Origin of the sequence: Lentzea flaviverrucosa, from assembly GCF_003350445.1 — a bacterium.
Taxonomy (GTDB): Bacteria; Actinomycetota; Actinomycetes; order Mycobacteriales; family Pseudonocardiaceae; genus Lentzea; species Lentzea californiensis.
In genome coordinates, this window is the sequence record NZ_QQAU01000006.1 from 139,429 (window position 1) to 151,855 (window position 12,427).

The following is a 12,427-nucleotide window of genomic DNA, read 5'->3' on the forward strand; positions in this document are numbered from 1 at the left end:
ATCCGAGTCGCCGCCCCGTTTCCGTTCAGATCAGGACACTGTCTTGTCGCTGAGCTTGGCCCACTGGCTCCAGCCCGCCTTCTCCTTGTAGAAGCGGCGGATCAGCTTGCCGTCGTCGGTGCGGGCGAAGACCTCGACGGTCTTCGTCTGCGCGTGGTACATCGCGGTCGGCGCCTCGGAGACCTTGGTGGTGCCGAGCTTGGCCCACGGGGTCCAGCCGCCGTCGGTCGCGCGGGAGTGCTCGACGATGCCGCCCTCACCGAGCTGCACGACGTCGATGGACCCGGTCGTGGAGTTGAAGACCGCCGACGGCGCGCCGATGCCCTTGCCGCCCAGCGACTTCCAGACGCCCGTCCCGTACTGCTCGACGCTGCCGGACTCGGTGCGCACGAAGACCTGGTCGACGGCGACGCTCGGGTCGCTGACGATCTTCTTGTCGCCCTGGTCGGCCCAGGTGCTGCCGTCCCACTTCACGAGCTTGCCGTCGGCGGAACGCGCGTAGACGTCCTTGTCGGCGACGGCCGGGTCGCCCTCGATCTTGCGGTCGCCGACCGGCGCCCACCTGTCGGTGAAGCGGAGCAGGAGGCCGTCCGCGCCGCGGGCGAGGACCTCGACGGCGTTGGTCTTGTCGTTCCAGAACAGCGTCGGCTCGCCCGCGACGGCCGTGTCGCCGAGCGCGAGCCACTTGCCGTCGACGCGGCGGTAGATCCTGTCGTCCGTGCCGCGCGCGAACACCTCGACGATCTTCGTCTGCGGGTTCATCAGCGCGACCGGCTCACCGGCGAAGAGCTCGGGGCCGAGCTGCTGCCAGCCGTTCCAGCGGCTCGTCTTGTGGAAGTTCGTGACGATCGTGCCGTCGGTGGCGCGCGCGAAGATCTCGAGCTGCTGCTGGCCGGTGTTCGAGATCTGCGGGCCGGCGCTGACGACGAGCTTGTCCGTCACCGGCGTCTCGCTGCCGGTACTGCCGCCGCTGCCGGCTTCGAGGATGTTGTTGTAGCGCAGGGGCACGTACCTGCGAGCGGTGCTGGCGCTCCACACGCGCTGCACGGGCCTGCTGCCGTCCGGCCCGGCCTGCTCGCGCACGATCGGCCGCGTCTTGGCCGCGTCCGCCCAGCCGATGAACAGCGCGACGTGGTTCTCGCGGTCGTTGAGCGCGTCGCCGGGACGGAGGTCCTCCCAGTCGATGCGGTGCGCGACCTGCTCGAGGATGTGCGTGGTGTAGGAGATGCGCAGGCCCCAGGCCATCGAGACGAAGCCGGAGCAGTCCGTGCGGTAGGCGCCGTACTTGTTGCCGAAGCAGTCGCTCTGGCTGTACGGCACACGTGCGCTGATCCACGTCCGTGAGCGCGCCAGGACTTCGCTGCGCGTGATCTTGGAGTTGGTCTCGTACGTCCCGCAGACCACCCCGCCCTCGGCAGCGGCGACCGCGACGTCCGGCATGGCCAGCGTCGAGCCGAACGTGATGGCCGCCGCGGCGACCGCCAACATCCCCCACGATCTCATGCCGGTCACCGTAGCAAGGCGATGTGAAGTTTTGGTCCGGTCGAACGTCCCATCTTCCTGCTTTCAAAGACTTGTCGGTACCGCTCAAACGGTCAACGGTGAACGTGCCGGGCTAGATCCCCTGCAAGCTCCGCACGAGGTCGGCGTCGCTGATCTCGGCGGTGACCCAGGCGAGCGGGTAGCTCAGTTCGATCGTGTCGGCCTCCCTGTTCAACCGCACGCCGGGCAGCACCTTGCGCACCAGCGCCAGCATCGCGTGGTTGTCGGGCAGGACGTTGCCGTGCAGTTCGGCGACGCCCATCCGGGCCGCGATCGACGTCAGCTCCTCCAGCAGGAGGCGGCCGACGCCACGGCGCTGCCACAGGTCGATCACGGCGACCGCGATCTCCGCACCGCACTCGCCGGTCTTGATGACCCTCGCGATGCCGATCGGGTCACCGCCGACCGTCGCGCACACGGCCCCGTGCCGTTCTCCGTCCACATCGGTCAGCACCCGGCGCGCGGACGCGGTCAGCCGCGGCGTCGGCGAGTGGAACCGCAGGTAGCGGCTTCGCGCGGACAGTCCTTCGAACACCACGTCGACAGCTTCCGGCGCGGTGTCGCGGTTGAGCTCGGTGACGCGCATGAGGATCGACCCCTCTGAGTTCGGAATCCGAACTGTAGCTGAGTTCGAAAAACGAACGCAAGGGATACCCTGGGCTCATGCCGTACTCGAGTTTCGCGAGCATGCCCTGCACGCTGAGCCGCCCCGCGGCGCTGCTGGGCGAGCGCTGGACGCTGCTGCTGCTCCGCCAGATCTTCCTGGGCACCCGTCGCTTCGAGGACTTCCAGGCGACGATGGACATCTCGCGGAGCGTCCTGACCGATCGTTTGAACGTGCTGCTGCAGGAGAACGTGCTCAAGCGTGTGCCCTATAACGAGGATGGCCGCACACGGCACGAGTACCGCCTCACGGAGAAAGGGCGCGACCTCTACCCCGTGCTGATGGCACTGCGGACGTGGGGCGAGAAGTGGATGGCTCCGGAAGAGGAGGAGACGTTCCACCTGCACCACCGCGACTGCGGCGGAGGCGTCCGGGCGAAGGTCGAGTGCACCGAGTGCGCCGCCGAGCTGACCGCGCGCGACGTGCAGGTCACGGCCAAGCAGTGAGCTGTCCCGGTCAGGCGGCGCGGCACGGCCTGCCCGAGCTGCCGGCGTGGGTCGCGGAAGCTACCGCAGCGAGTCGAGGTGCCTGCGCAGCAACGACAGCGTGAGCTCCGGCGTCATCCGGTCCGGGTGCAGCACCCCGTCGACAGTGATGCCGTTGAGCAGCGACGCCAGCCGTTCGGCCTCCAGTTCGACGTCGTGGGTGGCCGCGATGGTCCCGGCCTCGGTCATCACGGCCAGCACCCGGCGGCAGAGGGACCGCAGGCCGTCGTAGAGCCGTTCGGCGTGCGGCACGAGTGACGGCCGGGTGCGCGCGGCGGTCACGAAGGCCAGCCACAGCACGGCTTCGTCACGACGACGATCGTCGAGCGGAAGCACCTCCGAGAGCACTCGTTCGGCCGGCCGGCGCGGATCACTCCGGTCCTGCAACGACCGCACGTGGGCGAGTACGCGCTGCTCTGTCGAGTGAATGAGGGCCTCGACGGCGAAGACGATCATCTCGTCGTGGCTGTCGAAGTAGTGCCGGATCGAGCCGATCGCGAGACCCGCCTCCACCGCCACGTTGCGCAGCGAGGCCTGCTCGACGCCGTCGCGCACCACCACGCGGAACACCGCCTCGGCGACGGCCTGGCGGCGGGCGGCGGGATCCACGACTCTCGGCGACACCTCCCTTTTGTAGCATGATCCTGCTACTTTAAATAGCAGGGTCATGCTACTTAGGGGGATGTCATGACGTATCTGCTGATCGCGGCCGGTGTGCTGTACGTGCTCGTGCGGCGGTTCAGGGGAGAACCGCTCAATGCCAGGGATCTGCTGGCGCCGCCCGCGTTCCTGCTGTTCTTCGGCATCCGCGCGGTCGACGAGTTCCACCTGACCTACCTGCTCCCGCTCGCCGCCGGCTTCGCGTTCGGTGCGGTCCGGGGGCTGACGATCAAGCTGTTCGAGCGCGACGGCCACCTGTGGCAGCGGTACACGCCGTGGACGTTGCTGGTGTGGGTGACGTCGATCGGCGCGAGCTTCGGCTTCGTGTTGCTGCTCGACCACCACGCGCCGACGCAGCTGTCCATCGGCGTGAGCATGCTCGGCGAGCTGTGTGCCGTGGGCGCGAAGGCGTTGAACACCGGCCTGCCGTTCGCGGCGGAACGGGTGTCCAATGGCAGGCATGGAACGTCGTGACTTCCTCGTGGGGGCAGGGCTGCTCGCGGTCGCACCGGCCGCGTCGTCCGCCGCGCAGGGAGCGGACTGGGCCTCCGTGCGCCGCGAGTTCCGGCTGGACCAGGGCCTGACCAACCTGGGGCTCTTCTACCTCGCGTCCAATCCGCGCGAGGTGCGGGACGCGGTCGAGGAGTTCAAGCGCAGGCTCGACGCCAACTCGCACGACCTGATGCCCGAGCAGGCGCAGGAGGTCGCCGTCGCGCTCGGGCAGTACGTCGGTGGCGCCGCGGACGACATCGCGTTCGTGCCCAACACGACCATGGGACTCTCGATCGTCTACGGCGGCCTGAAACTGCGCCCGGACCAGGAGTTGCTGCTCAGCGACCAGGACCACGCGTGGCACCAGCAGGCGGCCAGGCTCGCGGCGGCACGGGTGGGCGCGAAGGTCAGGGTCGGCACGCTCTACGAGAACCCGGCGAAGGCCACCGAGGACGAGATCGCTGTGCGGCTGCGTAACTCCATTACGCCGCGGACCCGTGCTGTCGGCATCACGTGGGTGCAGTCGAGCACGGGCCTGCGCATGCCCGTGCGAGCGTGCGCTTCCGTCGTCGCCGAGGCGAACAAAGGGCGTGCACCGCAAGACCGCTGCCTTCTCATCGTTGATGGCGTGCACGGGTTGGCGGCCGTCGACGAGGACGCGGCGCGCATGGGTGCGGACGTGTTCGTCGCCGGCACGCACAAGTGGCTGTTCGGACCGCGTGGCACCGGCATGGTGTGGGTGAATCCCGAGGTGCGCGGCGAGATCGTGCCGATGCTGCCGAGCCTGAGCGACCGCAGCGAGACGGCGTTGCTCGGGCCCGGTGGCTTCCACGCGTTCGAGCAGCACTTCGGGGTGCAGGCGGCGGTGCGGTTCCACCAACGCCTCGGCCGCGACCGCGTGGCGTCCCGGATCGCCGAGCTGTCCGGGCGGTTCTCCGACGGGCTGGCCGAGATCCCCGGCGTCGTCGTGCACACGCCGCGCGACCCGGCGACATCCGCGGGCATGGTGTGCTTCGACGTCACCGGCCACAGCGGCCCCGAGGTCGTGGAACTGCTGGCGCGCAAGCAGATCCAGATCACGACGGCGTCCTACCGGATCCCGTACGCACGAGTCGGCACGTCGATCCTCAACACACCCGAGGAGATCGACCGGACCGTGCGCGAGATCAGCGCCCTGGCTCGCTGATCCGCGGCAACTCGGCCGTTCCCGGCGGTGCGAGCTGCACGCTGGTGTTCTCCATCCTCATCTGTGGCTGGTTCATCGCGTCGTGCGCGAACCACCCTCCTCCGAGAACGAGCACGAGCAGCCCCGCCGCGATGAACGGCGTGGTCGGAATCCGCTTCTTCGGCTCCTCCGTGCGCGGCACGGGCACCTCGACGGTGGACTGCTCGCCGGGTTCGGGCTCCAGCTGCCTCGCTTCGAGATAGGCACCAGTCGCGGCCGCGCCGTCCGGAGCCCTCATCACCGGGATGTGCAGCCGTTCCACGATCTCCCTCGCCACCAACGGAATCCGTGACGAGCCGCCCACGAGCAGGATGACGTCCGGCAGGCACAGCCCCGCGCTGCTCGCCACGCGTTCCAGCGCGTCGATCACCAACTCGACCGACGGCCGGATGACCGCCTCGAACTCCAGCCGGCTCAACCGGACCTCGCGCACCTCGCCGTTCGTCGCGACGTAGGGAATCCGCACCTCCGGATAGCTGCCGAGCAGTTCCTTGGCCTCGACACAGCTCCGCACGAGCTCCCGGCTGTGCGTGCCGATCTTCGCGATCACGTGCTCCGCCACCAGTTCGTCCAGGTCGAAACCGCCGACCTCGACCCGTTCCGGCTGCCCGGTCAGCAACAGCACCCCCTGCTTGCGCAGCACCGTGACGTCGCACCCGGTGGCACCGAAGTCGAACACCGCCACCGTGCTGTGCTCGGGCATCTGCGCGTCGGCGTCGAACGCGATGGCGGCGGCGTGCGGCGCGGGCACGAACAACACGTCCGCACGGCCCTCGTTGATGAGGTCCTGGCGCAACTGCTCGAGATGCTCGTGCGGCCAGCACAGGGGATGCGTCATCGCGACGCGGCTCGGGGGCTCCCCGAGCCGATGCGTGAGGTCGTCGAGGACGTTCGCGATTTCCCTGGCCGGCGTCGGCTGACGGCGGCTGTTGGTCGTGACGCCACTGCCGGTGGCGATGGTGGTACCTGCGGATCCGAGATCGAGCCCAACCTGGTACGACATTGCGGGTCACCCCTCGCTGCGGACACCCACAACACGTACGTCTCAGCTGGTTCGGTTCAACCTCGGCAACACGCCGTCCAGTTCGCCGGTCACCTCAGCGAGGAGGTCGGCGCCCCAGACGCACAGCGAGTCCTCGTGGTGGTTTCCGAACGTGCCGAACCTCAGGTCGTACGGCGCGTTGATGGCGTAGTCGCCGTCGCCGACCACGGTCTCGTCCCACTCCGGTTGGCCGAGACCACCCACGCGGCGCAGATCCCCCGCGATCCCGAAGTGGTAGGGGTCGGCCCAGAAGATCAGCTCACCCGGCTCCGCACAGGCGACCAGACCTCGCCTGACCACGTCCGTCGCGGCCTTCTCCGCGCTGAACGCGCTGCCCCAGGTGATCGAGTCCTCCGGCTCGGCGTCGAGCTTCTGCCGGAAGCGTTCCAGCAGGTCCCGGTACTCGACGTTGCCGATCGGCTGGATCGGCCGCGTCGCGCGCGGCTCTCCCTCCGGAGCCCAGCGGAACGTGCGGATCGTGGTCAGCTCATTGAACCCGTTGCGCGCCAACAGGTCACGCACGCCACCGGTTCCCTCGGCAAGCAGGTGCAGTTGGGCACGCGTCCGGTTCGGCGCCATGATCTGCGGCAATGGACCGAACTCGGTGTGTGCGCCGGTCATGCCGAACTCGATGAACCTGTCGCCGATCTCGTCGTGCCACCAGAAGACGCCGCCGGGTTCCCGGACGCACCAGCTGACGTCCCCTGCCTCGTCCTCCCAGAACCGTTGCAGTGCGGGCGTCGCGAGGCGGACCTCATCGGCCTCCTGGTCGTCCGGCCAGTGCATGCTCTCCGGCAACTCGTGCGTCGACAACGTGCGATCACGTTCGGCGACCATGACGTGCGCGGGCTCGTCCTCGGTGAACCCCGCCTCGGCGAGGTGCTCGGCGAGCCCGTGCGCGGCGATGTGCTGGTGGATCCGCCACTCGACGGGTTCGATCCGTTCCGCCGCAATGCTTTGCTGGCGTGCGACCAACACCTTCAAATCGCCCGTGATGGTCTCGGCGTGCTGGATCGTCACGTGCGTGCCGAGGTGGTGACGGACGAGTGGACCGTCCCGTTCGGTGAAGGCACCGCACGGCGTCCTGCGCAGCCGCCGCTCGTCGTAGTCCTCGATCATCGGCCGACCAGCTGCCTCGCGAGCTGATCGGCCTCGTCCGCGGTGAACTTGCCGGCGATCTGCATGGCGCCACCCGTGATAGGTGACTGGATGCTCGGGGCGCTGAGCACCCGCCCGTTGACCAGGATCGCGACCTGGTTCCCCACGTTGGCGGTCGTGAAGTCGCTCCACGTCCGGGCGCCCTCGGGGTCGAACTCGACCGTCACCACGTGGCCGGTGCCGTACTCGCTGGGACTGGCCTTCGCCTTGCCGACGCGATCACTGTCGAGGAAGACCGGGCCGAGGTCGTACTTGAACTCGCCGGCGTCACACGTGACCAGCGGGGCGGCCGCGTCGTCGTTGCCGGTCAGCGGGTCCGGGGCGCCGCAGTCCAACGTGCCGAGCGCCTGCTCGCGGACGGTGGCGTCGGGGCTCTGCCTGGTCGCCCGCGCCGTCTTCACGGCAGGGTCGCCCGCCTCGTTCTGGGGCGCGGGATAGCCGGACGACGGCTTGGACGTCGGCGCGACGCTCTCCACCTTGCGGAAGGTCAGCTTGCCCGTGAGCCACGCTTCCCTCTTCGGCTCGCCCTGCTGGGTGGCCGTGCAGGCGGTGACGGCGAGGAGCAGCACCACGACAAGGATCTTCATGCCGTTGGCATATCACGCTGCCACCGCCCGCATCAGGCGATTGAGAGCGTCATCAGCCGTTCTGCCGCGTAGCCACGAGGCGTCACGCGAGCGCGGCGTTGTGCAGGGTCCTGCCCACCGGGCTCTCACCACGAAAGCCCGCCCGAGCACTCGACTCGGACGGGCTGATTCGTGCTGCGAACCCTAGTGGGCGGCCTCGTCCCAGGAACGACCCACGCCGACGGAGACCTCCAGCGGCACGAGGAGCTGGTAGGCGTTGCCCATCTGGTCGCGCACGAGGGCCTCGACGGCCTCGCGCTCGCCGTCGGCGATCTCCAGCACCAGTTCGTCGTGGACCTGCAGGAGCATCCGCGAGCGCAGGCCGGACGACTCCAGCGCTCGGTAGACGCCCAGCATGGCCACCTTGATGATGTCCGCGGCGCTGCCCTGGATCGGCGCGTTGAGGGCCATGCGCTCGGCCATCTCTCGACGCTGGCGGTTGTCCGACGTCAGGTCCGGCAGGTAGCGGCGGCGGCCCAGCACCGTCTCGGTGTAGCCGTCCTTGCCGGCCTTCTTCACGATCTCGTTGAGGTAGTCGCGCACGCCGCCGAAGCGGGAGAAGTACGCCTCCATCTGCTCGCGGGCCTCTTCGGTCGGGATGCGCAGCTGCTGCGACAGACCGAACACCGACAGGCCGTACGCGAGGCCGTACGACATCGCCTTGATGCGGCGGCGCATCTCCCCCGTCACCTCGGAGGTGGGGATCGAGAACGCCTGCGAGGCCACGTAGGTGTGCAGGTCCTCGCCGCTGTTGAACGCCGCGATCAGGCCCTCGTCGCCGGACAGCGTCGCCATGATCCGCATCTCGATCTGGCTGTAGTCCGCGGTCATCAGCTCCGCGTAGCCCTCGCCGACGACGAACGCCTGGCGGATGCGGCGGCCCTCGTCCGTGCGGATCGGGATGTTCTGCAGGTTCGGGTCCGTCGAGGACAGCCGGCCGGTGGCGGCGATCGTCTGGTGGAACGTCGTGTGGATGCGGCCGTCGTCGGCCACCGACTTCAGCAGGCCGTCCACAGTGGACTTCAGGCGCGTGACGTCGCGGTGCGAGAGCAGGTGCTGCAGGAACGGGTGCTCGGTCTGCTCGAACAGGTTCTGCAGCGCGTCCGCGTCCGTGGTGTAGCCGGTCTTGGTCTTCTTCGTCTTCGGCATGTTCAGCTCGTCGAAGAGGACCGTCTGCAGCTGCTTCGGGCTGCCGAGGTTGATCTCCTTGCCGATGACCGAGTACGCGTCCTGCGCCGCCTGCTTCACGCCGGCCGCGAAGTGCGCCTCCAGCTCCGAGAGGTGGTCGACGTCGATCGCGATGCCGACGGCCTCGACCTCGTCGAGCACGTTCATCAGCGGCAGCTCGAGGTTCGCGAGCAGGTCGGTGCCGCCGATCGTGACCAGTTCCTCGTCGAGGCGGTCGGCGAGCTCGGCGACCGCCCGCGCGCGCAGGATGGTGCTGGTGGCGACCTTCTGGGCTTCCTCGGACTCGTCGGAGAGCAGCGACAGCTGACCGTCGCCGGACTCCTCGGCCCGCAGCTCGCGCTTGAGGTAGCGCAGCGCCAGGTCGTCCAGCGCGAACGACCGCTGGCCGGGACGCACCAGGTAGGCGGCCAGCGCCGTGTCGGAGGACAGGCCGCGCAGCTTCCACCCGCGGGCGCGCACGCGGCGCAACGGTAGCTTCAGGTCGTGGCCCGCCTTGGACACCGACTCGTCGGCCAGCCACGCGGCGAGCGCCTGCTCGTCGGCCTCGTTCAGCTCCTCGACGGCGACGTACCCGCCCTCACCGGTGGCCGTGCACAGCGCGACGCCCTCCAGATCGGTGGTGATGCGCAGCGCGACGCCGACCCGCGTCTTGCGGGCGTGCTCGTCCAGCCACTTCGCGAGCGTGCCCGCGGGGATCGCGCCACCGGAGACCTCGAAGCCCTCCTCGGCCTCGGGCTCCGCGGTCGTCAGCGTCTGGAACAGACGGTCGCGCAGGACGCGGAACTCCAGCTCGTCGAACAGGCGGTGCACCGCGTCGCGGTCCCACTGCTGCGCCTCGAGGCCGTCGATCGTGTACGGCAGCTCGACGTCCTTGATCAGCTCGGTGAGCTGGCGGTTCATGATGATGTTCGCCAGGTTGCCGCGCAGGGCCTCGCCGACCTTGCCCGGCACCTCGTCGATGCGGTCGACGAGCTCGTTGAGGCCGCCGAACTGGTTGAGCAGCTTGATGATCGTCTTCGGGCCGACGCCGGGGGTGTTCGGCAGGTTGTCCGAGGAGTCGCCGCGCACCGCCGCGTAGTCCGCGTACTGCTCCGGGCGCACGCCGTGCTTCTCCTCGACGTACGCCGGGGTGAAGCGGCCCATCTCCGAGACGCCCTTGACCGGGTACAGCACCGTGACCTTGTCGTTGACCAGCTGGAACGCGTCCCGGTCGCCGGTGACGATCTCCACCTCGACGCCCTGCTCCACGGCCTGCGTGGTCAGCGTCGCGATGATGTCGTCCGCCTCGTAGTTCTCCTTCTCCATGGTCGGGATGGCCAGCGTGGCCAGCACGTCCTTGATCAGGGAGACCTGGCTGCGGAACTCGTCCGGCGTCTTCGAGCGGCCGGCCTTGTACTCGGGGTACTGCTCGGAGCGGAAGGTCTTGCGCGAGACGTCGAACGCCACCGCGACGTGCGTCGGCTTCTCGTCGCGCAGGATGTTGATCAACATGGACGTGAAGCCGTACACGGCGTTCGTGACCTGGCCCGTCTTCGTCACGAAGTTCTCGGCGGGCAGGGCGTAGAACGCTCGGTAGGCCATCGAGTGACCGTCGATGAGCAGGAGCCGCTTCACGTCTGAGGTAGTCACGGGCCCGAGTCTAGGGTGGGGGTCTGACAGTTTTGCTTGAGCCCTTGGAGCCCGCGTGACCCCGGACCTGCCTATCGAGTTCGCCGACGAGCAGTTGCACGTTCGGATGGGCATCGAAATCACCCAATGGGATGTTCAGGAGATGATCGGCACGATGCCGGTCAAGGGCAACCGCCAGCCGTTCGGCCTGCTGCACGGCGGCGCGAACGCGGTGCTCGCCGAACAGCTGGGCTCCGTCGCGTCCGCGATGCACGCCTCCCAGTTCAACTGCATCGCCGTCGGGCTCGAGCTGTCCTGCACCCATCATCGAGCGGCGCGCGAGGGCACCGTCACCGGAGTGGCGCGCCCGATCCACCTGGGCCGCAGCACGACGACGTACGAGATCGTGGTGACCGACGAGGAGGGCAAGCGCACCTGCACCGCCCGCCTCACGTGCCTCATCCGCCCGAAGCCCCCCGGCGCCTGAGCACTGGGGTTAACCACACCCCAGTTCTGCGGTGAGCCCCAGTGTGCGACCAAGATCAGCCCGACATCGTTGGTCGCATGACCTTCACGACTCGACTGACAGCAGCAGTCCTGTGCGGCGCGGTGGTCGCGGCCTCGGTCCCGGTCACCGCCTCCGCCCGCCCGGCGCGCGGCAGCCTCCTCGACGTCGTCCCGGTGTCCACGATGGACACCAACCAGCTGGTCACCTATCTGGGGGACTACGACCTGGACGCCTCGCGCGTCCGCTTCGCCGTGGAGGCGAAGCGCATCACGTACCGCACCATCGACGCCTTCGGGAAACCGACGACGGCGAGTGCGCTGATCGTCTTACCGCGCAACGAGGACCGCACGCCCCGGCAGGCCACCTGGCTGCACGGCACCACCGGCTACCGGGGCTCGGTCGCCTCGGTGGCGGACGGCAACGACAGAGCCGCCACCTACCTCTTCGCCTCCGCCGGCTACCTCACCACGGCGCCGGACTACCTCGGCCTGGGCACCGGTCCCGGCCACCACCCGTACGTCGACGCCCCGTCGACCGTCACCGCCTCGGTGGACGCCCTGCGCGCGGCCCGTGAGTTCGCCGCCCGCCGAGGCCTCCGCCCCGACCCGCGCGTCATGATCACCGGCCACTCGCAGGGTGGCCACGCCGCCATGGCGTTGGGCCAGGCCCTGCACCGCGGCGCCGACCCGCGCCTGGAGGTGGGCGCCCTCGCCCCCATCGGCGGCCCGTTCAAGCCGAGCCTCCTCGTCGCCAGGGCGACGAACGACGAGATCACCAACGGCGTCGCGTACATGGCGTACTGGACCGTGGCCTGGAACCGCCTGCACCACCTCTACGACGACCCCGCCGAGGCCTTCCGCGACCCTTCGATCGAGGCGCTCTTCGACGGCGACCACCGCAACGAGGACATCTTCCGGCACCTGCCGGCGACGATGGAGAAGCTCATGACCGAGTCCTACCTGGACCGAGTCAAGCACCCCACGGGCATCCTGCGCGCGAAGCTGCGCGAGGCCGACGGCTACTGCGACTGGCGCCCCGCGGTCCCGGTGACGATCTACTCCTCGGCCGGCGACAAGGACACGCTGCTCGAAACCTCCGCCTACTGCGACCAGCGCCTGAAGCGGCACCACGCCCGAAGCACGCTCGTGGACCTGGGCGCGGACGTGAACCACGGCAGGGCCGCCAAGCTGGCCTTACCCCGGATCCTGGCCGACTTCGACCGCACCTGA

The 12,427-nt window shown here is 69.0% G+C and carries 12 protein-coding genes; 5 read left to right on the forward strand and 7 right to left on the reverse strand.

All coding sequences use genetic code 11. The features are described 5' to 3' along the window. Nucleotides 1–30: 30 nt before the first annotated feature. Nucleotides 31–1,503 (reverse strand): DUF8189 domain-containing protein, encoded by a 1,473-nt coding sequence (locus DFR72_RS20415; RefSeq protein ID WP_143086810.1) that lies wholly within the window; start codon nt 1,501–1,503, stop codon nt 31–33. Nucleotides 1,504–1,615: 112 nt separating this feature from the next. Further along, entirely contained in the window at nt 1,616–2,128 is a 513-nt protein-coding gene (locus DFR72_RS20420) for a GNAT family N-acetyltransferase (RefSeq protein ID WP_090067743.1), read from the reverse strand. 77 nt (nt 2,129–2,205) lie between these two features. Here DFR72_RS20420 and DFR72_RS20425 point away from each other — a divergent pair, with 77 nt between their 5' ends. Next, complete coding sequence (locus tag DFR72_RS20425) at nt 2,206–2,652, forward strand: winged helix-turn-helix transcriptional regulator (RefSeq protein WP_090067741.1); 447 nt, start codon at nt 2,206–2,208, stop codon at nt 2,650–2,652. A gap of 60 nt (nt 2,653–2,712) precedes the next feature. On the opposite strand, the gene DFR72_RS20430 is transcribed toward DFR72_RS20425, so the two are convergent. Next, entirely contained in the window at nt 2,713–3,315 is a 603-nt protein-coding gene (locus tag DFR72_RS20430; protein ID WP_245983225.1) for a TetR/AcrR family transcriptional regulator, read from the reverse strand. Nucleotides 3,316–3,378: 63 nt separating this feature from the next. On the opposite strand from DFR72_RS20430, the gene DFR72_RS20435 reads away from it, so the two are divergent. Then, entirely contained in the window at nt 3,379–3,825 is a 447-nt protein-coding gene (locus DFR72_RS20435) for a hypothetical protein (RefSeq protein WP_090067737.1), read from the forward strand. Continuing rightward, nucleotides 3,812–5,029 carry an aminotransferase class V-fold PLP-dependent enzyme gene (locus DFR72_RS20440; protein ID WP_211335466.1) on the forward strand — a complete coding sequence of 406 codons (1,218 nt, stop codon included), beginning with the start codon at nt 3,812–3,814 and terminating at the stop codon, nt 5,027–5,029. Before DFR72_RS20435 ends, DFR72_RS20440 begins: the two co-directional genes overlap by 14 nt. On the opposite strand, the gene DFR72_RS20445 is transcribed toward DFR72_RS20440, so the two are convergent. From DFR72_RS20445 to polA, 4 genes are all read right to left on the reverse strand, one after another. Beyond that, a complete protein-coding gene (locus DFR72_RS20445) occupies nt 5,010–6,071 on the reverse strand; it encodes an Hsp70 family protein (RefSeq protein WP_090067733.1) in 1,062 nt (353 codons plus the stop codon). The genes DFR72_RS20440 and DFR72_RS20445 overlap by 20 nt on opposite strands. A 42-nt stretch (nt 6,072–6,113) precedes the next feature. Then, the gene (locus DFR72_RS20450) at nt 6,114–7,229 is read right to left on the reverse strand and encodes a DUF2716 domain-containing protein (RefSeq protein WP_090067731.1); all 1,116 of its coding nucleotides are present in this window, start codon (nt 7,227–7,229) and stop codon (nt 6,114–6,116) included. Further along, nucleotides 7,226–7,855 (reverse strand): SecDF P1 head subdomain-containing protein, encoded by a 630-nt coding sequence (locus tag DFR72_RS20455; protein WP_090067729.1) that lies wholly within the window; start codon nt 7,853–7,855, stop codon nt 7,226–7,228. The genes DFR72_RS20450 and DFR72_RS20455 overlap by 4 nt, the downstream gene beginning before the upstream one ends. Nucleotides 7,856–8,038: 183 nt before the next feature. Continuing rightward, entirely contained in the window at nt 8,039–10,825 is a 2,787-nt protein-coding gene (gene polA / locus DFR72_RS20460; RefSeq protein ID WP_090067727.1) for a DNA polymerase I, read from the reverse strand. Between polA and DFR72_RS20465 the strand changes: the two genes are divergently transcribed. Both DFR72_RS20465 and DFR72_RS20470 read left to right on the forward strand, forming a co-directional pair. Then, a complete protein-coding gene (locus DFR72_RS20465; RefSeq protein ID WP_090067725.1) occupies nt 10,818–11,177 on the forward strand; it encodes a hotdog fold thioesterase in 360 nt (119 codons plus the stop codon). The genes polA and DFR72_RS20465 overlap by 8 nt on opposite strands. A gap of 77 nt (nt 11,178–11,254) precedes the next feature. Further along, complete coding sequence (locus tag DFR72_RS20470; protein ID WP_114773718.1) at nt 11,255–12,427, forward strand: lipase family protein; 1,173 nt, start codon at nt 11,255–11,257, stop codon at nt 12,425–12,427.